The organism is Flavobacterium hercynium (assembly GCF_002217285.1).
Lineage (GTDB): Bacteria > Bacteroidota > Bacteroidia > Flavobacteriales > Flavobacteriaceae > Flavobacterium > Flavobacterium hercynium.
Genome location: NZ_MUGW01000052.1, coordinates 14,346 through 36,885, shown reverse-complemented (window position 1 = coordinate 36,885; position 22,540 = coordinate 14,346). Strand labels below are relative to the sequence as shown.

The 22,540-nt window shown below is 36.7% G+C and carries 14 protein-coding genes; 6 read left to right on the top strand and 8 right to left on the bottom strand.

The window, feature by feature from the left end:
* Positions 1 to 512 precede the first annotated feature (512 nt).
* The 6 genes from B0A66_RS19760 to B0A66_RS19735 all read right to left on the bottom strand — a co-directional run bounded on the left by B0A66_RS19760 (position 513) and on the right by B0A66_RS19735 (position 9,892).
* Complete coding sequence (locus tag B0A66_RS19760) at positions 513 to 1,472, bottom strand: glycoside hydrolase family 5 protein (RefSeq protein ID WP_089051590.1); 960 nt, start codon at positions 1,470 to 1,472, stop codon at positions 513 to 515.
* 12 nt (positions 1,473 to 1,484) lie between these two features.
* A complete protein-coding gene (locus tag B0A66_RS19755) occupies positions 1,485 to 2,717 on the bottom strand; it encodes a glycoside hydrolase family 27 protein (RefSeq protein ID WP_089051589.1) in 1,233 nt (410 codons plus the stop codon).
* A gap of 95 nt (positions 2,718 to 2,812) precedes the next feature.
* Positions 2,813 to 3,862 (bottom strand): IPT/TIG domain-containing protein, encoded by a 1,050-nt coding sequence (locus B0A66_RS19750; protein ID WP_089051588.1) that lies wholly within the window; start codon positions 3,860 to 3,862, stop codon positions 2,813 to 2,815.
* A gap of 19 nt (positions 3,863 to 3,881) precedes the next feature.
* Positions 3,882 to 5,480 carry a RagB/SusD family nutrient uptake outer membrane protein gene (locus tag B0A66_RS19745; RefSeq protein WP_089051587.1) on the bottom strand — a complete coding sequence of 533 codons (1,599 nt, stop codon included), beginning with the start codon at positions 5,478 to 5,480 and terminating at the stop codon, positions 3,882 to 3,884.
* Positions 5,481 to 5,492: 12 nt separating this feature from the next.
* The gene (locus B0A66_RS19740; protein ID WP_089051586.1) at positions 5,493 to 8,699 is read right to left on the bottom strand and encodes a SusC/RagA family TonB-linked outer membrane protein; all 3,207 of its coding nucleotides are present in this window, start codon (positions 8,697 to 8,699) and stop codon (positions 5,493 to 5,495) included.
* A gap of 314 nt (positions 8,700 to 9,013) precedes the next feature.
* A complete protein-coding gene (locus B0A66_RS19735; protein ID WP_089051585.1) occupies positions 9,014 to 9,892 on the bottom strand; it encodes a helix-turn-helix domain-containing protein in 879 nt (292 codons plus the stop codon).
* Between the two features lie 303 nt (positions 9,893 to 10,195).
* On the opposite strand from B0A66_RS19735, the gene B0A66_RS19730 reads away from it, so the two are divergent.
* From B0A66_RS19730 to B0A66_RS19705, 6 genes are all read left to right on the top strand, one after another.
* Entirely contained in the window at positions 10,196 to 11,326 is a 1,131-nt protein-coding gene (locus B0A66_RS19730) for a glycoside hydrolase family 26 protein (RefSeq protein WP_089051584.1), read from the top strand.
* A 181-nt stretch (positions 11,327 to 11,507) separates the two neighbouring features.
* Complete coding sequence (locus tag B0A66_RS19725) at positions 11,508 to 12,899, top strand: MFS transporter (protein WP_089051583.1); 1,392 nt, start codon at positions 11,508 to 11,510, stop codon at positions 12,897 to 12,899.
* Positions 12,900 to 12,928: 29 nt separating this feature from the next.
* Positions 12,929 to 14,119 (top strand): glycoside hydrolase family 130 protein, encoded by a 1,191-nt coding sequence (locus B0A66_RS19720; protein WP_089051582.1) that lies wholly within the window; start codon positions 12,929 to 12,931, stop codon positions 14,117 to 14,119.
* A gap of 6 nt (positions 14,120 to 14,125) precedes the next feature.
* On the top strand, positions 14,126 to 15,316 hold the full coding sequence (locus B0A66_RS19715) for an AGE family epimerase/isomerase (RefSeq protein ID WP_089051581.1): 1,191 nt from the start codon (positions 14,126 to 14,128) through the stop codon (positions 15,314 to 15,316).
* 107 nt (positions 15,317 to 15,423) lie between these two features.
* Positions 15,424 to 16,710 (top strand): glycoside hydrolase 5 family protein, encoded by a 1,287-nt coding sequence (locus B0A66_RS19710; protein WP_089051580.1) that lies wholly within the window; start codon positions 15,424 to 15,426, stop codon positions 16,708 to 16,710.
* A gap of 122 nt (positions 16,711 to 16,832) precedes the next feature.
* Positions 16,833 to 18,818: a glycoside hydrolase family 97 protein gene (locus tag B0A66_RS19705; RefSeq protein WP_089051579.1), complete on the top strand. Its 1,986-nt coding sequence runs from the start codon at positions 16,833 to 16,835 to the stop codon at positions 18,816 to 18,818.
* A gap of 34 nt (positions 18,819 to 18,852) precedes the next feature.
* Here the strand turns inward: B0A66_RS19705 and mgrA are convergent, their stop codons facing one another.
* Positions 18,853 to 19,842, bottom strand: coding sequence for an L-glyceraldehyde 3-phosphate reductase (gene mgrA / locus B0A66_RS19700; protein ID WP_262490233.1), 990 nt, complete (start codon positions 19,840 to 19,842; stop codon positions 18,853 to 18,855).
* Positions 19,843 to 20,071: 229 nt separating this feature from the next.
* Positions 20,072 to 22,363 (bottom strand): beta-glucosidase BglX, encoded by a 2,292-nt coding sequence (gene bglX, locus B0A66_RS19695; RefSeq protein ID WP_089051577.1) that lies wholly within the window; start codon positions 22,361 to 22,363, stop codon positions 20,072 to 20,074.
* Positions 22,364 to 22,540 lie beyond the last annotated feature (177 nt).

The following is a 22,540-nucleotide window of genomic DNA, read 5'->3' as shown; positions in this document are numbered from 1 at the left end:
TATTATTCTCCCCCTAAAACCTCATCATTTTTCATTAGCGAATTTATTAACTTTTGTATCACTATTAGAATTGAACCTGACTTTTTTGGTGTTTTAGATGAAGAATTACGGATTACAAATTTTAATTTGACTTTAATCATTATTTGATATTTATAGTGTTTTAATTTTAAAAATTCAACAACAAAAAACGCTGACAAAATTCAAAAAACAAACACAAAACACGATAACACCCACCAAAAAAGAACAATAAAAACAAAAAAATCAATTAAAAAAACCAAACACCCCTAAATTTTTAGGGGTTGATATAAAAACAATAAAAAATAGACCTAAAAAAGCAATCCATTAACTAGTTTGCTAAAAGAAGTTAATATTCTTACAAATAACATACGTAAACAAACTGCATTCAAACTGCCAACAATCCTGTTTTATCGTTACAGTATAACATTAGTTTTTAGCCAAAAAAAAGCCTGTTTAAAACAAACAGGCTTTTAAAAAAAATAGAAAATGTTTTTCTACTGATTGTACTTCCTTAGATACTCGCGAACCTTAATTCCGGAATCTTTTAAATCTTCTTTCTTCCATTTTCCTTCGGATTTTGCTGACTTCTTTAAAATAGAACAGGTTTCATCCTTATCAGAAACAGACCATGTAATCCAGCTTAATTTACGGGCTTCCATCCAATCAATATATTCTTGCCACGCTTTATAATCTAACGGACCATCGCCTGTGGCTTCCATACCTGCAGATTCAGAAATAAAGATGGGCAGACCACTTTTTATCGCAGCGTCCGTTCTGTCTCTGAGTTCTTTTTTGTGTGTAGCGGCATAAAAATGCATAGTGTACATTAAGTTATTGTATCCTTTTATAGGATCTGCTGCCGGAAGATTGACATCCTGATCCCAATGCGGCGAACCTATCAAAATAATATTCTTTGGATCATTCTTTCTGATAACCTTAATCACCTCTTCGGCATAAGCCTTGATTTCCGGCCAGGTTTCATCATCGGGTTCATTAAAGATTTCATATATGATATTGGGATATTTAGCATACTTCTTAGAAACTTCATCAAAATACAATTTGGCTTCATTCAAATTGATATTATGACTGTGCCAATCTACAATTACATAAATATCTGATTGTATTGCTCCTTTTATAACCGCCTCTATTTTATCTTTCGATTGTTGCGGCTCTTTATTATAGGACATTGCGCCTAACTCGACACCCAATGCTGCACGAACGACATTGCATTTAAAATCCTTTTTTAACCAATCTACTGCTTTTTCATTGTAAAATCTTGGCCACATACTGTGCCAGCCAAAACTCATGCCTCGTAATACTATTGGTTGTTTATTTTGATCTACTAATTGTGTCCCTTCAACGCTTAATTGTCCATGACGTTTTACAAACTGTGCTTTCGAAACGGAAAATACCATCATCAAAATGATTGTAAAAATTTTAGCTTTTAGTTTCATGATAAATTCCTTTTATGGTGTTAATCGTAATGTAATTACATCATGAGAAGCAAGGTCTGATACAAAATTCTTTTTGGTAGTCCCTGCTTCTTTATTCTTCCAAAGGTCTTTTAGTTTGAATACGGTTTTACTAAAATCAGCTTCATAACCAAAATCCGTATCTTTAATTGGGTTCTTTTTCCAGTCAAAATTAATTTTCTTAGGTACTTCACTTCTGTTTAAAAAGGTAACCGCCCAGCTTCCATCTGCTAATGGTTTTACCCAAACTTCTAAGCCATCCTCTGCCGAATGCTTAAAACCCTGAATCCCTAATTTATCCTGATTCACTGCAATTAATTCTTTATTAGTTAAAATCGCCAGTGTTTCTTTTGACATTTTTCTAAAATCGTTTCCTGCAACCAGAGGAGATGCCATCATACACCAAATAGAAAAATGTGCTTTGTCTTCGGTATCGTTCATTTCATTTCCGACTTCCATCATATCAAAATCGTTCCAATGATCGGGACCTGAATATTTACGGATGTCTTTTCGCATTTCGGCAATTTTCATAAATCCCCAGGAAGACCAATTTTCGGGATGTTTAAATTCACAGTCAAAACAAGGGTAAATATCTCCGGAGATTCTCCAAAGATTACCAACTGGTTTGCCCCACTCCCAAGGCTGATTGTCTCCCCATTCGCAAAGACTAAAAACAATTGGTCTTCCGGCCGTTTTAAGTGCATTACTCATTGTAGTGTAGGCTTCTACAGCGGTAATTCCTTTTGTATTACACCAATCGTATTTTAAAAAATCTATTTCTAACTTAGCATAAAAACGGGCATCCTGATATTCGTAACCACGCGTTCCCGGATAACCGGCGCAGGTTTGCGTACCCGCACAATTGTACAGACCAAATTTTAAACCTTTGCTATGAACGTATTCTACAAGCGCTTTCATTCCGCTTGGAAATTTAACGGGATCCGGAACCAAATCGCCATTTGCATTGCGTTCTTTTGTCATCCAGCCATCATCGAGCACAATATAATTGTATCCTGCTGCAGCCATTCCGGATGACACCATAATATCGGCGGTTTCTTTTACTAATTTTTCATCTATGTTTGTTGCGAAAGTATTCCATGAATTCCAGCCCATTGGCGGTGTCATTGCCAGACCTTCAAACTTTCCTCCTGCTTGTGTATGTGTGTTTCCCTGACTAAAACCGAAATAAGAAATACTCAAAACGAATAGTGCAATTATTTTTTTCATTATATACAATTGAAATTAAATAAACTAAAAAAGTATTCCCTAATACTACAATCAGGGAATACTTAAAACAAAACTCAAAATAAAATAACTTGTTCTTATTTCAAATATAAACCGATGTCATCGATAGAGAATGTATTTTCGATACCATCTCCAGCTGCATTTTTTGTCATATTTTGAAATGTAATATTTTGTACGCGATCTGATGATGATAATGCTGACCACGGAATTAGGAATGTCTTCCATTCTTTTGTTACCTTTAATAAAGGCGCTGTCGAATCACCCCAATCACCGTTGAAACAGAATTTTATTTGTCCTTCTTTTTCTGCTTTTATCGTAACTCGAATACCGGCATACGGCTCTAATTCGTCAAACCAAGACCATTCTCCCTGTAAGCTGCCAAAAGCTGTCATTTTTGATTTGATGTAAATTAATCCCTGAGCAGCTGTTCCGTCTTTTGGATAGGTATGATTATTCCAATCCGGGAAGCTTAGACCATAATAGGAAACATCATCATATAATGCGGAACCAATAGCAACTGAAGAAACTGTAGAACCGGAAATATTAGTTACTGTAACATATTTATCTTTTGCATCTGCCGGCATTAAGAATTTAATTTCAGTTAAAGTTGATGAAACCACCGGAACCTCAACATCGCCTACTTTTAGTATAGGATTTAAAAAATAATCACCATAAATAGTAACTTCTTCTCCTTCTACGGCATTAATCGGATTGTAACTTCCTAATCTTGGCGTTGGTGGTTTTACCACAAAATCATAAACTATAGAACCAGTTTTGGTCACTATTTTTAACTGATTCGAAGAATTTGCATAAGGTGTTTTTTCATCAATCAAAACAAAAATCTCCGTATCTGTAACTAATACAGGATTAAAGTAGGTGTCGAAATCATTAAAATAAATTTTTTGTACAGTGCTGAATCCGCTTCCGCTAATGATGTAATAATTTTTTGGATCACCTGTTTCAACCGGAACTAAATCGCCTGCTTCCGCCAACGCTACTCTTGTAATGGTTAATGGTCCGCCACCTGCCGGAGTGCTGTCATTACTATCGCAAGAAGTAAACAGCCCCAAAGCCAAAAGGATCACTGCAATGAAATGCAACAGATTTTTTATTTTTAAATTTTTCATAGTGTTGAAATTTTAATAATTATTTAAAAGTATACGGAACCGGAGCTTGTAATAATTTTGGATTCTTCGCTACTTCATTGTCCGGATAATCCATATAAAAATCATTGGCTGCATGATCCTCGCTATACTTTGGCGTAAAAAAGCGTGCTCCATGTCTGTCTCCTCTGTTTTGTGCTGACATAATAGTAATAGCTTTTCCTTTATCAATACGCCCTAAGTCAAACCAATAATCTCCCTCGAAACAAAGTTCTTTTCTTCTTTCCAGAAAAATTTCATCAAAAGTTACCGAAGTAAGATTACTCAATCCTGCTCTTCTTCTTACCTGATTGATAGAATTTAAAGCAGATGCATCTGACGTGCTTGAACCCGCACCTAAAATGGCTTCAGCATGAATTAAAAGTAATTCAGCATAACGCATTACATAAGTATTGTTGTCCATCATTGCCCAGCCATCTATTTGACCTGTTTCGTTACCGTTAACAACTCCTAAACAATATTTTTTAATCGCACCACCAGATCCCTGAGCCAGATCTTTTCCTGTAGGAACTGTTAAACCAACTCCTAATGAAGTTTTTATAGTAGGATAAACCGCTCCTCCTACCATTACAGTTTCATGTTTTCTTAAATCTCCGGAATCGTATAAAGACAATATAACTTCCTGACTCGGACCAAAAACACCACCATAAGATGCATTTGAAGTTGATAAAGTACCATCTACAAAACCAAATTGTGTGTTACAATTATTGGCTGATCCGTACGCTCCATCACCTTTCCACTGAATAGCAAAAATAGATTCCTCGTTATTATTATTTGGATAGGTAAACAGATCTGCAAAGCTTTTACCCGGTAACAGATCACCTCCTAAAAGTTTGAACTCACCGCTATTAATCACGCTTTCTGCCATAGCTCTCGCATTCGTATAATCTTTTTGATACAAATACACTTTTGACAACATTGCTTTTGCAGAACCTTTTGACACACGTCCGTTTACACTATAATTTGACGTTCTGTTTTTGTCTGCCAATAATTCAATTGCTTTTAAGTAATCCATTACGATTAATTTGTACACATCTGCAACTGTATTAGTGTTCACATACGGATCACTAGTATAATCTAACGGATTTTCAATAATAGGCACCGGTCCCCAAAGACGTACCAAATCGAAATAAGCAGTGGCTCTGATAAAATAAGCCTCTCCCATTGTATTGTTTAAAACAGCGGCATCTACCTCTGCGCCAACACGTGCAGGCAAAAAGTTGATAATCATATTAGCCTGCTGCACATTTGCCCAAAGCGATGCCCAGCCATTTACAAGTTCCGGATCACTTCCGTTCAATGCAAATGTTCGTAAACCGCTAACATCTGCTGAACCGGAATACATATTGCCAGAACCAACTTCTAAAGCCCATCTGAATTTGTTGTACATCTGAAACCATGTTCTACTGTACATACCGTTCGTAGCAGAAGTTACCTGTTCGTTTGTACTATAATAGGAGTCTAAACTAATTCCGTCTTCTGATGGTCTTTCGGTAAAATCGTCCTGACAAGAACCGAAGGCCAAAAATGCTGTTGCCATAAGCAGCACACTATATCTATTTAAAAAAGATTTCTTTTTCATTTCTTTTAATTTTTAAAATTCTACGTTTAGTCCCACTAAAAATGTTCGTGCTATCGGATATCTTCCGTTGTCAATTCCGGACAAAAGAACATTTTGATTAAAAGATCCTATTTCCGGATCATAACCTGAGTAATTTGTAAACGTATATAAGTTTTGCGCAGATCCGTATAATCTTAATCTTGACAATTTATATTTTGAAATAAAATCTTGTGGTAATGAATATCCTAGCGTTATGTTTTGAATTCTTAAATAAGAACCATCTTCTACGTAACGATCAGAAATTAATAAGTTGGTATTCGCAGAGTTGGCAATTGGTCTCGGATTATTACTCGCTGTATTCGTTGGAGAATAATAATCTAACGCCTCTACTAATTGATTATCGTATAAAGAGGTATTCGTAGTTCCGCCTCTTCTGGTTAAGTTCATAACATCATTTCCGTATGAACCCTGCATAAAAATAGAAAGATCTAAATTTTTATACTTGAAGTTATTGGTAAAACCATACGTAAACTTTGGATGCGGATTTCCGATGAAAGTTTTATCGCTCGGATCAATTTTACCATCTCCGTTTACGTCTACATATTTTACATCTCCTAACGTAGTTTGTCCCGCACCTGTTCCTACTGCTTGTCCAAACTGAAGTGGAGCACTGTTTAGTGTTGCATCATCTTTAAACAATCCATCTGTTTTGTAACCATAAAACATTCCAATTGGGTTCCCTATCGTTGTATTAGTTACTACAACTGGCTGATATCCGTTTGTATTTACTTCTTGTGTCAAAATAATACCATTGGCAATATCATCTAAATTATTTTTGTAATGCGATACTACTAATGAAGTACTCCAATTGAAGTTTCCTGCAGATCTCATATCATAACCAACTGTAATATCGTATCCTTTATTACTCATTGTTCCTAAGTTAGAGTATGGTGCACCTACACCTCCGTATTGTCCGTTTCCTTCTGGCGTATTATCACCTGTCAGGTAAAGTGGTAATGGAACTTTGAACAAAAACCCTTTTGATTTTTTATCGTAAAGATCGAAACTAGCCGAAAATTTATTTTCGAATAAAGTAAAATCAAGTCCAAAGTTGGTTTGGTTTAATGATTCCCAAACTAAATTTGGATTTGGATAATTTGATGGCAAGAAACCGCTTCCTAAACCGGAATTCTGAGTTCCTAACATGGCAGAGTAACTGTTGTTTGGAATTTGCTGATTCCCTGTTTCTCCGTAACCTACTCTAAATTTAATATTATCTACATACTGGCGTGTTCCTTCCATAAAAGATTCGTTTGATAATTTCCATGAACCTGAAACGGCATTAAAAACCCCTTTCTGATTGTTTGTTGTAGGATCAAATTTAGAAGAAACGTCTTGTCTGATAGATGCCGTAATACTGTATTTATCATTAAAGTCATAAATAATACGGGCAAAAAGTGATGAAAGTGATGCACTACCTTTATATTGTGTCACAGTATTATTGTCAACATCAGCTAAGTTAAGCGTGTGAATTGAATTTGTTTTAAAACCTTGTGCCGATGCAATCAAACCTTCCCAATGAGAATCATTGGCTTCCTGACCTGCTAAAAGCGTGAATTTATGTTTCCCGAAAGTCTTATCGTACGTCAGTAAATTTTTGATATTTGTAGAATACCAATTTTGTCTTCTTACATCTAAATCTGCCAAAACGTTTACCTGGCTTCCCCATGCATAAGAAGGTCTAAAATCTTCGTTTTCAGAAAACTCTGTATTAGCCGCAATTTCAATACGGTATTTCAAACCTTTAAAAAGTTCTGCTTCAGCATAAATATTTCCAAGGAAGTTTTTTCTAACCAATTTATTCTCTCTGGTCAATGCTTCTGCTACGGGATTGTAATACGTAACACTTTGCTCTGATGTAGGCGGCCCTGCAAATGATCCGTCTGAATTTCGAACCGGAATATCCGGCGCCTGCAATAAGGTATTCGAAATTAATCCTGCGTAACTTTGATTTACTGTAATTTTTTCGTTTGTGATACCGCCCGTTAAGTTTCCTCCAACTCTAAGCCATGATTTTACTTTAGAATCCAAGTTCAATCTTACTGTGTATCTTTTTAACCCTGAATTAATAATGGTTCCCTCGTTATCTAAATAACTTCCGGACAAATAATAACTTGTTCCTTCTTTAGCTCCAGAAAAGGATAATTGATGACTGTTTGAAATAGCGGTTCTGTATACCTCTTTCTGCCAGTTGGTTCCTGACCCTAATAATTCCGGATGCGAAAATTCCTGACGGGTTTGAAATCCCCATAAATTAGCAAGATCCGTTTTTAGCGTCGCATATTGAGGCAAGGTCAAAACATCTAGTTTATTAGCTACTGTAGCAAAAGAAGTAAAATTTTCATACGCAATTCTTCCTGCTCCTTTTTTACCGGATTTTGTGGTAATAATAACAACTCCATTAGCTCCTCTCGAACCGTAAATAGCGGTTGCCGAAGCGTCTTTTAAGATGTCTAATGACTCAATATCGTTTGGATTAATCATCGATAATGGGCTCATAGCATTATTCCCGCTTCCTCCCGATGAAGAAAATCCGTCTCTTCCTGCCAAAGCCTGACCACTTGTTGATTTACCTGTAGCATCGCCGGAAATTGGCACACCATCAATAACATATAAAGGTTCGTTTGTTCCTGTAATAGAAGTTGTTCCTCGAACACGAACAGATGCCGCTCCTCCTGGCTGTCCTGAGTTATTGGTTACCGAAACCCCCGCTGCTTTACCCTGAAGCATTTGATCTACAGAGACTTGTTTTATATTCTCTATATCTTTGGCACTTACAGATGATATGGCTCCGTTAACGTCTTTTCGTTTTTGACTTCCGTAACCTATTACCACTACCTCTTTCAAATCTTCTGAACTTGAAACCAGTGAAACGTTGATTTGGGTTTTGCCTGCGACTGCTATTTTTTGAGAATCAAATCCTATAAAAGAAAATTGTAGTGTTGCATTTTCCGGAACACTTATTGTATATCTTCCGTCAAAGTCTGTTGATGCCGATGTTTTAGAACCCACTACCGCTATATTGGCTCCCGGAATGGTCATTCCTTTATCATCAGAAACTATTCCTGAAATTTTAACCTGAGCTGTCATATAACTACTAGTCAGTAACAAGAATAAAATCAAAGGAATTGCGCTGTGGTTCGCACTCCAATGAATAAAGTTAGTCATTAGTTTTTTCATAATAATGTTTGGTTAGTTTAGATTGTTTTATTCTCAATTCAGCAATAAAAAAGGGAGGAGTTTTTATTTCTAAATTATTTAACAAATCTATAACACCACGAAACATTAAATTAATAGTATTATATCATTTAATGATAATATTTTTACTATCAGGGTTTAAAAAAACATATATAAAAATAAACAGGGTTAAAAATTACATTATTCGCAATCACAACCCTATGAACGACTAAAAAAAATCAATAAAAATTAACGAAATTGATAAAATTCAAACGATTTCGTTAAAAATAATATTTGTTTGTGCAAAAAAAGTATCACTATAAAATTCGTTTCAATCCGGAAAAATCCTCTCTGTACTGGCTTGGTGTGCAATTTTTAATGACTTTGAAGCTGCGATTGAAATTGGCAATGTTATTAAAACCGGATTTAAAAGCTACCTCAGAAACACTCATGTCTTTTTCTACGAGCCATCTTGCAGCGTAACCAATTCTGATATCGTTGATATAATTTACAAATGTTTTTCCGGTACGTTTTTTAATAAATCTATTAAAAGAAATAATCGACATGCTCGCCACATTGGCAACATCTTCTAATGTAATTTTTTCGGCAAAATGTTTCTGCACATATTCGTAAACGAGTTTCATTTTATCATAATCATCAAACGTATCATAATCTACTGTATAGGTAGACAGCAAACGCTGATTTCTGGAATTGGCCAAATCATATAATAAAGAAGTAATTTCTAAAAAGTAGTCCATTCCGTCTAATTTCGAGAGTCTTATTAGTCTAGGCGTTAATTCTTCGGCTACTTTTTTAGAAAACAAAATACCATGAATAGATCTATTAAACATATCACGAATGGGATTCATTATACGCCTGGAAAGAAAAGTTTCCGGAAATAAATCGTTATGAAACTGAATTGTGATCTCATGAATTTTTTTGCTGGTGCATTTATTCAGTTCCCAACCGTGATATAAATTAGGCCCAATCAAAACCAATTCGACGCTATCTATTTCTTCAATATTATCTCCTACAACACGCCTTACTCCTTTTCCGTTTAGAATAAAATTGATTTCAAATTCCGGATGATAATGTACGGGAAAATCAAAATTATCTTTGATTCTATCAAAAACTAAAAAACTATCTCCGGCAGAAAGCGGCGCGATTTCTCTATAAAAATTTTTAGAAGCACTCATGATTTAAACAATTTACGAAGTATGACTTTATTTTTTATTTGCAATAATATGATATATAAATGATAAAATAATATTAATTGCACTAGAAACATCCATCTATCTTTGAAAAATAGAATTAACAATTTTATAAAAACAGTCAGAATAATAAACATTAATCATTTTTATTACCCAGCCTTTTTATAGTTTTAATAATTTTAGATCAAAAAGAATATTAAATTACAGATTGTTGAAATTAGTATTTATAAAACATCTCGTAATGGTATTCATTTAACTGTATCATCCTGAAAAACAATATTATTTGTAATGAAAAAAACGGTATCAACCTTTATAATGGCGCTATTAATTGGAACTTCCTGTTCTTCTAAAGCAAATATGACTAATACTAATTTGTCAATTTCAGATAAAAAAGCAACACCTGAGACGGTTGCTTTGTACAAAAAATTAAATGAGTTAACTAAAAAAGGATATATGTTCGGGCATCAGGACGATCTTGCTTATGGGGTAAACTGGAAGTATGAAGACGGAAGAAGCGACATAAAAGATGTAGCGGGAGATTATCCTGCAATTTACGGTTGGGATATTGCGGGTTTAGAAAATGATAAAGCCAATAATATAGACAATGTTCCCTTTGCTAAAATGAAACAGTACATTCAGGAATCGCATGAAAGAGGCGGCATTTCGACCATTAGCTGGCATTTCGACAATCCGGCTACGGGTAAAAGCGCCTGGGATAATACGCCAAACTCACTAAAAACAGTTTTACCTGGTGGAGAAAATCATCAAAAATTTACAACCTGGCTAGACAAGGCAGCTACTTTTATTCTGTCTTTAAAAGATAAAAAAGGAAAACATATTCCAATTCTCTTTAGACCCTATCACGAACTTACCGGGGGGTGGTTCTGGTGGGGAAAAGGAAATTGTACTCCGGAAGAGTTTAAAACTTTATGGAAATTTACTTTTGATTATTTACAGCAAAAAGGCGTTCATAATCTTATCTATGTGTACAATACCAGCAGTTTTAAAACGGAAGAAGAATTTCTGGCCAATTATCCTGGAAGTGAATATGCTGACATGCTGAGCTTTGATACGTATCAAAATAACAGTGACAAAGACGGAACTAAATTTATTGAAGAAGTACAAAATCAATTTAAAATTATAAACAAAATTGGTCTGGAACAACACAAACCTATCGCCCTTGCTGAAGCAGGATACGAAGCTATTCCTGATCCTAACTGGTGGACAGGCGTTTTGCAAAAGGCAATTGGAGAATATAAAATTTCATACGTCCTACTTTGGAGAAATCATGGCTGGCAGGAAAAGGAACAAAAAATGCATTATTACGCGCCTTTTAGCGGACAAGTAAGCGAGAAGGATTTTGTTGATTTTTATAAACTCGACAAGACTTTATTCGAAAAAGACATTAAAAAAAATTAAAAATTGAGAATTAAAAATTAAAAATCAGCTTCAATCAGTTTCATCAGCGCTGAAGAATTCAAAAATAAAATCTGTTTTTATCCGCGTTTTTACGACGTAAATCCGCTTTATCCGCGTTAAAACACGCACAGAAACATTAAAATAATTAATAAAAGCTAAACCACAACCAATAAAAAACCTAATGCAAGACAGAATTACTTTAAAAGAAAAAATAGGTTACGGTCTTGGAGATGCTGCTTCTTCTATGTTTTGGAAGATTTTCAGTATGTATCTCTTATTTTTCTACACCGATGTTTTCGGATTGGCGCCTGCGGTGGTAGGAACCATGTTTTTGATTACCCGAATCTGGGATTCTTGTTTTGATCCTATTGTTGGGATCATCGCTGACAGGACAAAAAGCAAATGGGGAAAATTCAGACCGTATTTGTTATGGGTTGCAATACCTTTTGCTGTTATTGGTGTACTTACTTTTTACACTCCTGATTTTGACGAAAAAGGTAAAATAATATATGCCTATGTCACTTACTCGGCAATGATGATGATTTACTCTCTAATCAACGTGCCGTATGCCTCGCTTTTAGGCGTTATGTCATCTGACAGGAAAGAAAGAAATACATTGTCTTCGTACCGAATGGTTTTTGCTTTTGGAGGAAGTCTATTAGCGTTGTGGCTTATTGAACCTTTAGTGAATTACTTCGGCGGAAGCCTTAACTCTAAATCAGGCTGGCTGGCTACGATTTCAGTATTTGGAATTATTACAACTGCTTTTTTCTGGGGATGCTTTTTCTTTACGAAGGAGCGTGTAAAACCAATTGCTGACGAACAAAACAATTTGAAGGAAGACTTAAAAGACCTGCTCAAAAACAAACCCTGGTGGATTTTATTAGGTGCCGGAATTGGCGCTTTGATCTTTAACTCGATTCGCGATGGAGCGGCTGTGTATTACTTTAAATATTATGTCGGCAAAAGTGTAAACTTCGATTTTTCGCTTTTCGGAACTGACTTTCACATGACACCAACTTCCGTTTATTTAGTACTGGGTCAGGCAGCAAATATTATCGGGGTAATTATTGCAACGCCCATCGCTAATCGAATTGGTAAAAAGAAAACTTTTTTCGGTGCTATGGCTTTAGCGGCTATTTTAAGTCTGATTTTCTATTTCTTTGGAAAAGAAGATATTCTACTAATCATGCTTTTTCAGCTTTTGATAAGTATTTGTGCCGGTTGCGTGTTTCCGCTAATCTGGTCGATGTATGCCGACAGCGCTGATTATTCTGAATGGAAACAAGGACGCCGAGCAACCGGTTTGGTTTTCTCAGCTTCGTCTATGTCTCAAAAATTTGGCTGGACTATTGGCGGAGCCGGAACGGGATGGCTTTTGGGCTATTATGGTTTTCAGGCAAATGTTGAACAAACGGCGGTTGCTCAAAACGGAATTCAATTAATGCTGAGTATACTTCCTGCTATTGCCGCTTTAATATCGGTCGTTTTTATACTGTTTTATCCTTTATCCGAAGATAAACTTCAAATAATAGAACAGGATTTAAATGACAAAAGAGACTTATCCAATTAAAAACATACAGATATAAGAAATCAATTTATATGGCAACACTAACCTCTTCAACTACTTTTCAGGACAGAAAAGCAGTATTAGAAAAAGAACATAACACTTTGATCGGGCAAAAAAATGCTCCTCAGGATCATGCCGGAAACGGAATTTACCAACGCTACAAAAATCCGGTGGTTACGGCAGCACATATTCCGCTGAACTGGCGTTTTGATTTAAACGAAAAAAACAATCCGTTTTTGCAGGAACGAATCGGAATTAACGCGGCTTTTAATGCTGGTGCAATCAAATGGAATGGCAAATATCTTTTGGCTGTTCGTGTGGAAGGTATCGACAGAAAATCTTTTTTCGCTATTGCGGAAAGTCCAAACGGAATTGACAATTTTAAGTTCTGGGACAAACCCTGTGTGATTCCACAAACCGAAGAACCGGACACCAATGTATATGATATGCGTTTGGTCAACCATGAAGATGGATGGGTATACGGTATTTTTTGTACGGAAAGAAAAGATCCTAAAGCTCCAAAAGGTGATACGAGTTCGGCTATTGCCAATGCGGGAATCGTTCGCTCTAAAGATTTAGTAAATTGGGAACGTATTCCGGATTTGATTTCCAACACGGGACAACAACGTAATGTGGTTTTGCATCCTGAATTTGTAAACGGAAAATATGCTTTGTACACACGTCCGCAAGATGGTTTTATTGATGTAGGTGCCGGTGGCGGAATTGGTTTAGGTTATGTTGATAATATGACCAATCCGGTTGTTCAGGATGAGAAAATTATTTTTGGAAAACAGTATCATACGATTTATGAATTGAAAAACGGTCTTGGTCCCGCTCCTATTAAAACCGATAAAGGCTGGCTGCATTTAGCACACGGTGTTCGTAACACGGCTGCCGGTTTGCGCTACACTTTGTATGTTTTTATGACGGATTTGAATGATATTGCAAAAGTAACACACGTTCCTGCCGGACATTTTATGGGACCGGAAGACATTGAAAGAGTTGGTGATGTTTCAAACGTTTTGTTCTCTAATGGATGGATTGAAGATACTGACGGAACTGTTTATATTTATTATGCTTCCTCAGACACAAGAATGCACGTGGCGGTTTCGTCTGTAGCAAAATTAGTCGATTATGTAACGAATACTCCTGAAGATACGTTTACCTCAGCTGGTTCTGTACAAACGATCATCGCTCAAATTGAAAAAAACAACGCAATATAATTAACTGTGTCAAAACAATTAAAGGAACTTAAAACTGAACTTTCTGCTGAACTGGATTCTATTTTGAATTATTGGCTGAAAAATACAATTGATACGGAGAAAGGCGGTTTCTTTGGTCAGATTGATGCTGACGAAAACGTAAATGCAGTTGCCGAAAAAGGTGCTGTATTGAACGCCAGAATCTTATGGTCTTTTTCTGCGAGTTACAAAGTCACCAAAAACGAAGCGCACAAAGAAATCGCAACGCGTGCTTTTGAATACTTGTCGAAATATTTTTATGATCCTGAGTTTGGCGGTTTGTTTTGGAGCATTAATGCGGACAGAACACCAAAAGATACTAAAAATCAGATTTATGCTTTGGCGTTCGCCATTTATGGATTATCCGAATATTACAGCATTACTAAAGATGATGAGGCGCTGGCGATTGCTATTAATCTGTATTCAAATATTCAGAAGCATAGTTACGATCCTGTTCATCAGGGCTATCTGGAAGCTTTTACACGGGATTGGCAACCGATTGAGGATTTGCGTCTGAGTGATAAAGATGCTAACGAAAAAAAGACAATGAATACGCATTTGCACATTGTTGAAGCGTATGCCAATTTATTTAAGGTTTGGAAGGATAAATCACTTCAAACTGTTATTATTGAATTACTGCAAACTATAGAAAAGCATTTTATTAATACGGAAACGGGACATTTGCATCTGTTTTTTGATGAAAACTGGATCGAAAAACCCGATGTTATCTCGTACGGACATGATATCGAAGCGGCTTGGCTTTTGTTGCACTGCGCTGAAATTGCAGAAGATGAAACGCTGATTAAAAATTATAAAAAGCATGCCATTCAAATGGCGGAAGTAACGAAAGAAGGCTTAGATACAGATGGCGGATTGTGGTACGAACTGGAACCTGAAAACGATGTGCTCGTTGCTGAAAAACACTGGTGGGTTCAGGCAGAAGCTTTGATTGGTTTTTATAATGCATATCAATTAACAGGTGATGAAAATTACCTGAACCTTGTTTACAACAACTGGAATTTTATTAAAAAGTATATTCTGGATAGTCAAAACGGGGAATGGATTTGGGGAATTAACCGTGATTATTCTCGTATAGAAAAAGATAAAGCGGGTTTCTGGAAATGTCCTTATCATAACAGTCGTGCTTGTCTTGAACTCATAAACAGAATTACAGCTTAAACAACAAACTGAGGTTCTAGCCCCGATAGTAGTGAAAATCCTTTTGTGCCGGGGTTCGGCACAAAAGATTGAAACGGATAGCGGGAATAGCTCCTAAAAAATAAATTATGAAAAACAGACTTTTAAAAACTCTCGGATTGGCTTTAGCATTTTCGGCTCTGGCTTGTCAGGCACAGGAAAGAATTACGGTAAAAGGAACTCAATTTTACAAAGGCGATAAACCTTATGCTTACGTTGGTACTAATTACTGGTATGGCAGTTTACTGGCTTCTAAAAAAGTGGGAGATCGTAAACGCCTGCTTCGTGAGCTGGATTTTATGCAAAAAAACGGAATCGATAACTTGCGCGTTCTTGTAGGTGCTGATGGTGGAAAATACGATTTTACTGTTCGCCCGGCTTTGCAATATGAGCAGGGAAAATACGATGAGGACTTACTGGATGGTCTGGATTTTTTGGTGCATGAGATGGGAAAACGTAATATGTATGCTGTTTTGTATTTGACAAACAATTGGGAATGGTCCGGCGGAATGTCGCAGTATATGGAATGGAATGGTAAAGGTGCAATTCCGGTTCCGAATATTGCGCCGAACACCTGGCCTCAATTTATGGCTTACACCGCAGCATTTCATAGTTGTGAACCTTGCATGGAAGGACTCGAAAATCATGTGAAGTTTATTATGGGACGAACTAATAAATATTCGAAAAAGAAATATACGGACGATAACACGATTATGTCCTGGCAAGTGGGGAACGAACCGCGAACTTTTACACTGGAGAATGAAGCTAAATTTACGGCTTGGCTGAACAAAATCGTTGACTTAATTGACAGTTTAGATAAAAATCATTTGGTTTCAACAGGATCTGAAGGAAAAAACAGTTCGAACGACAGCATGGAGATTTTTGAAAGAACGCATCAAAATCCGAATATTGATTATTTAACGATGCACATTTGGCCTAAAAACTGGAATTGGTATAAAGCTGAAAATGCAAAGGAAACTTTGCCAATCGCTTTGCAGAATGCAGGAAAATATATTGACGATCACATAAAGGTGGCCAATAATTTAAAAAGACCTATTATCATTGAAGAATTTGGTTTGCCAAGAGAACACGAAAATTTAGTTGCCGGTTCTTCAACGGCTGACAGAGATACGTTTTACTCGTATATTTTTGAGCGCATTGTAGAAAGCCGTAAAAATAATGGTCCGTTGCAGGCGGCTAATTTCTGGGGATTTGGTGGTGAAGGAAAAGCGGTTAATGCGACAGGAAAATGGAATCCGGGCGATCCTTTAACGACTGATCCTCCGCAAGAACCTCAAGGATTGAATTCGGTTTTCTCAGCAGATAAATCGACTTTGGATATTATAAAAAAATACAATCTGGAATTAAAGAAATAGCACAAAAACTGATTTGGTTTTGTGTACAAACTGGTAGTTAAAAAGAGCGGGATAGTGAGAATTCCGCTAACTTTCCCGTTTTATACTTTACTACTAAACCAAGTTCTCAAATTAGGCATCTAATGAAAAACACATTTTTTTTACTGATTATATTATTCTTTTCTACGCTCTCCTTCTCGCAAAAAAAGCAGGATTTTATTTTAAATTCTCCTAACGGAAAAATTGAAATTAAAATTGCTGTAAACGACAAAATTACCTGGACTATTTCGCATGAAAAAGATCTTATTCTGGCTCCATCGGCAATGTCTCTTACTATTGACGAAAACGTGATTTTAGGAAAAAATGCGGTGGTTTTGAATTCGAAAAAAGAAAGTTTTTCTAACTCGTTTGCATCGCCTATTTATAAAAAGAAATCGATTAAAAACGAATACAATCAGTTGGTTCTAAATTTCAAGAATGATTTTAGTATCGAATATCGTGCTTTCGATGATGGTGTAGCGTATCGATTTGTAACCAAGAAGAAAAAGGATATTACGGTAAAAAATGAAGAAGTAGTTTTGAATTTTGATCAGGATTATAATTCACTGATTCCGTATGTTCGTGATTTACGTAATCCTAAGGATCCTTATATTTCGTCGTTTGAAGCACATTATGAAAACAAAAAAATAAGCGAATTCACCAAAGATACTCTGGCATTTTTGCCACTTTTAGTTGATTTTAAAAACCATAAAAAAGCGGTATTTTTTGAAGCTAATGTAGAAGACTATCCGGGATTGTTTGTAACGAACAATGGCTCTAAATCAGGTTTTGAATCTCGTTTTTCTAAATATCCGTTGCAGGAAACAAACGGAGGATTTAACAACATCAACAGGCTAATTACAGAAAGAGCGGACTACTTGGTTAAAACAAAAGGAAACCGAAATTTTCCGTGGAGAATTATTGTGATTTCTGAAAGTGATAAAGAACTTGCTAATAATGATATGATTCAGAAATTAGCAGAACCTTCAAAAATTAAAGACATTTCGTGGATAAAACCCGGAAAAGTGGCTTGGGACTGGTGGAACGACTGGAACATTTACAACGTTGATTTTAAGGCAGGAATCAATACTAAAACGTATCAGCATTATATTGACTTTGCAGCAAAAAACAAAGTAGAATATGTTGTGCTGGATGAAGGCTGGAGTTTAGAGGAAGACATTATGAAACACAATCCTAATGTAGATCTAAAAGCTTTGATTGCTTACGGAAAGGAACGAAACGTGGGGATTATTTTATGGAGTTCCTGGATGGCTTTGACTAAAAACACGGCAGGAATATTTAAAAATTATGCTGACTTAGGCATCAAAGGTTTTAAAGTTGATTTTTTAGATCGTGACGATGCCAAGATGGTTAATTCTGTTTATGATATTTCGCAAAAGGCCGCAGATCATAAATTACTGATCGATTTTCATGGTATGTACAAACCAACGGGAATTCAGAGAACGTATCCGAACATTCTGAATTTTGAAGGCGTAAAAGGACTTGAAAATAACAAATGGGGAACAGATGATGTACCTACGTACGATTGTACGATTCCGTTTATCAGGATGATTGCCGGTCCAATGGATTACACGCCGGGAGCAATGCGAAATGCGTCTAAAAGCGAATTCAAACCAAGTCATTCTAACCCAATGAGTCAGGGAACAAGATGTCATCAATTGGCATTGTACACCATTTTTGAAGCGCCTTTGCAAATGATGGCGGATAGTCCAACGGCATACAGCAAAGAGCAGGAAAGCACTACTTTTATTGCTAAAACACCTACTGTATTTGATGAAACGGTTGCGCTGGATGGCGAAGTGGGTAAATTTGTTGCCATTGCCCGTAAAAAAGAAAACACTTGGTACATAGGTGCTATAACAAATTGGGATTCCCGAGAAATTACAATCGATTTTTCTTTTCTTGAAAAGAGTAAAAAATTCGAAGCTGAAATTTTCTCTGATGGATTAAATGCTGATAAAGCGGCTCAGGATTACAAACGAGAAATCATTACTGTCGATGCTTCGACAAAGCTAAAATACAGATTGGCTGCCGGTGGCGGGTTGGCCATGATTTTGGAAACAAAATAAAAAAATGGGACGCTTTTGGAGTGTCCCATTTTTTTTAAGCTAAAATTTTCTCGATTGCATTTAGTTCGTCGTGTGAAAACACCAGACTTTGCAAACAGTCAATATTGTTGTTTAGTTGTTTTACGGAACTTGCCCCAATTAAAACAGATGTAATTCGTTTGTCTTTTTGCAGCCACGCCAAAGCCATTTGAGCCAAAGACTGATTTCTGTTTTTGGCAATTTCGTTGAGCTGTACCAATTTATGAAGGCGCTCTTGCGTAACCTCATCTTCTTTTAAATGTCCGTTTGGATTATGTGCTCTCGAATTTTCCGGAATTCCGTTTAGGTATTTGTCCGTAAGAAGTCCTTGTGCCAAAGGAGAAAATGCAATACAGCCCACTCCTTTTTCTTCCAAAACATCCAGCAAACCATTTTCGACCCAACGCTCCAACATCGAATATTTTGCCTGATGAATCAGACAAGGAGTTCCCAATTGTTTTAGAACATCGACCGCAATTCGGGTTTGCTCAGCAGAGTAATTGCTTATTCCAACATACAATGCTTTTCCACTTCTTACGGCATGATCCAACGCCATCATTGTTTCTTCGATTGGCGTTTCTGGATCAGGACGATGCGAATAAAAAATATCGACATAATCTACCTTCATTCGTTTTAGACTCTGATCTAAACTAGACAATAAATATTTTCTTGAACCCCAATCTCCGTAAGGTCCATTCCACATGGTATATCCGGCTTTTGTGGCAATAATAATTTCGTCTCGCAGATTACCCTGGAAATTATGCCACAGAATTTTACCAAAATTAGTTTCTGCAGATCCTGGAACTGGTCCGTAATTATTCGCCAGATCAAAATGCGTAATTCCTTTATCGAATGCTTCTACTGCAATACTTTCGGCAGTATCAAAATTATCTACTGACCCAAAGTTATGCCACAATCCTAAAGAAATTTCAGGCAGTAATAATCCGCTTTTTCCACATCTGTTGTATTTCATTTTTTGGTTTCTTTTTTGGTGTTGATCGTTTATAGTTTATTTTAAAATGATAGAATTTAAAGGTAGAAAAAAAGTAGTAAAGATGAAGTTGATATTTTTTTAATCACGCAAAGGCGCAAAGACGCAAAGTTTTTTTTTCTTATTGCTCTGGCTGACGATATAGGTTATGTAAAAAAACAGCCACGAATTTACGAATTTTCAACAATTCATTCGTGAATTCGTGGCGGAAAAAATGCTGCTACTTTGCGCAATTATTTCTTAGTTACTTCAATTCAAACCTACTTTCCAGTCCGCTATCAGAGCTTCCTCCAACTAAAATTTTAAAAGTACCCGGTTCTGTTAAATATGTTCCGTCGTTATCATAGAAACCTAATTCTTTTTCGGTGAGTGTAAACGTTACTGTTTTGGTTTCGCCTATTTTCAGATTGACCAATTCAAAACCTTTTAATTCCTTAATTGGTCGCACGATACTTGCAAACTCATCGTGAATGTACAATTGCACTACTTCTTTACCGTCATAATTTCCAGAATTGGTTACAGAAACACTTACTTGAACGTTCTCCTTTTTTTCAAAAACGGTTTTGTTTACTTTAAGATCTTTATAATCGAATTTGGTATAACTTAATCCAAAACCAAACGGATATTGCGGTGTTTTCTCCACATCTGTATAATGCGACCAAAACACATTTTTATCGGTATTGGTTGGTCTTCCTGTACTGTATTTGTTGTAATAAATAGGAACCTGACCTACATTTCTTGGAAACGACATTGGCAGTTTTCCGCTTGGATTATAATCACCATACAAAACCTGAGCAACAGCATTTCCAGCCTGAGTTCCTAAGTGCCAAGCTTCTACAATTGCAGGAATGTGCTCTGCAGCCCACGGAATACTAAGCGGTCGCCCGTTGTTTAAAACCAAAACAATATTAGGATTCACTTTATAAATCTCTTCCAGCAATTCCTGCTGAACACCCGGCAAATCAAGATCGGTTCTGCTTCTTCCCTCTCCACTTTGAAAACCGTGTTCTCCTAAAACCATCACCACAACATCTGCATTTTTCGCTGCTGTTTTAGCCGCTTCAAATCCGCTTTTATCTGTTGTGTTAAAAACTACTTCATCTAAAAATGAAGTTTTTCCAACCGTTAGATCAGCACCTTTTTCAAAGGTTAGTTTATTGTCTTTGTATTGCTGCATTCCTTCCAGAACCGAAACTGCGGAATTATCATCAGAGGCAATTCTCCAACTTCCCAGCGGACTGTTTTTATCATTTGCCAAAGCACCAATCAAAGCAATCTTTTGCCCAGATTTTTTTAGCGGAAGCAAATTGTTCTTATTCTTCAACAATACGATCGATTTCTTCGCCATGTCTAAAACACCATCATTATTGGCTTTACTGCCCACAACTTCTTTTTCACGTTTTTCATCGCAATATTTGTACGGATCATCAAACAAGCCTAGTTCAAATTTTACGCGTAAAATTCTGCGAACAGCATCATCAACCAAGGCTTCTTTTACTTTTCCCTCTTTTACTAAATCAGCCAATTTCGCCACATACAAATACGATTCCATATCCATGTCAGAACCTGCGATTACGCCTTTTGCAGTAGCATCAGCTTCATCTTTTGCATAACCATGCGCGATCATTTCGCGAATCGAAGCATAATCCGAAATTACAAAACCGTCAAACTTCCATTTTCCTTTAAGAATATCTCTTTGCAAGAAAACATTTCCCGTTGCCGGAACGCCATTTAGTGTATTAAAGGAATTCATAAACGTACGAACGCCCGCTTGCACCGTAGCTTCAAAAGGAGGCAAAACCGAATTATACAATTTAGAATTACTGATATCTACAATATTATATTCCAATCCCGCTTCTACATAGCCATAAGCAGCAAAGTGTTTGGCGCAGGCAGCAATGGTGTTTACCTTAGCTAAATCAGCAATAGTTTCACCTTGAAAACCATGCACACGTGCAATAGCAATTTTACTTCCTAAATACGGGTCTTCTCCCCCACCTTCCATCACACGTCCCCAGCGCGCATCGTTAGACACATCTACATTGGGTCCAAAAGTCCAGTTAATTCCCGATGCCGAAGCTTCATCTGCTGCAATCGCTGCCGATTTTTTAATCGCTTCCAGATCCCAACTCGCCGCTTCTGCCAACGGAATCGGACTTAACGTTTTGTAGCCATGAATCACATCAAAACCAATAATTAACGGAATCCCCAAACGCGTTTCTTCTACCGCAATTTTCTGCACAGCACGAACTTCTTTCACACCGCGCACCGTAAGCATCGATCCTACCCAGCCTTTTCGCAAATGCTCGTATTTCAATTCCGCAGTTCCTCCTTTTGGAGCCGGTCCCGTTACATCCCAAAAACCATTGTACTGATTCATTTGCCCCACTTTTTCCTCCAAAGTCATTAATGGCAAAAGAAGATCGATACGTTGTTCAATCGTTTTGTTTTTATCTAAATAAGCTTTTTTCTGTGCATTCATATTTCCAAAAGTAAGCAGGGCAAACACCCCAATGGTTATTGTATTATGTTTCATGGTTAAATAGTTTTCTTTTTTGGGCGTGTCCCTCCGGGTCGGGCTATTCGCTTCAAGTCCTCGCCCTTCCTTCGTCAGGCTGTGGGCTTTCCGCTGCTATCCCTCACGCGAACTTGTGTACAATCTTGTCATCTCGACGGATAGATCTTAGTAAGTAGCTTCGTAAAGTATTACTAA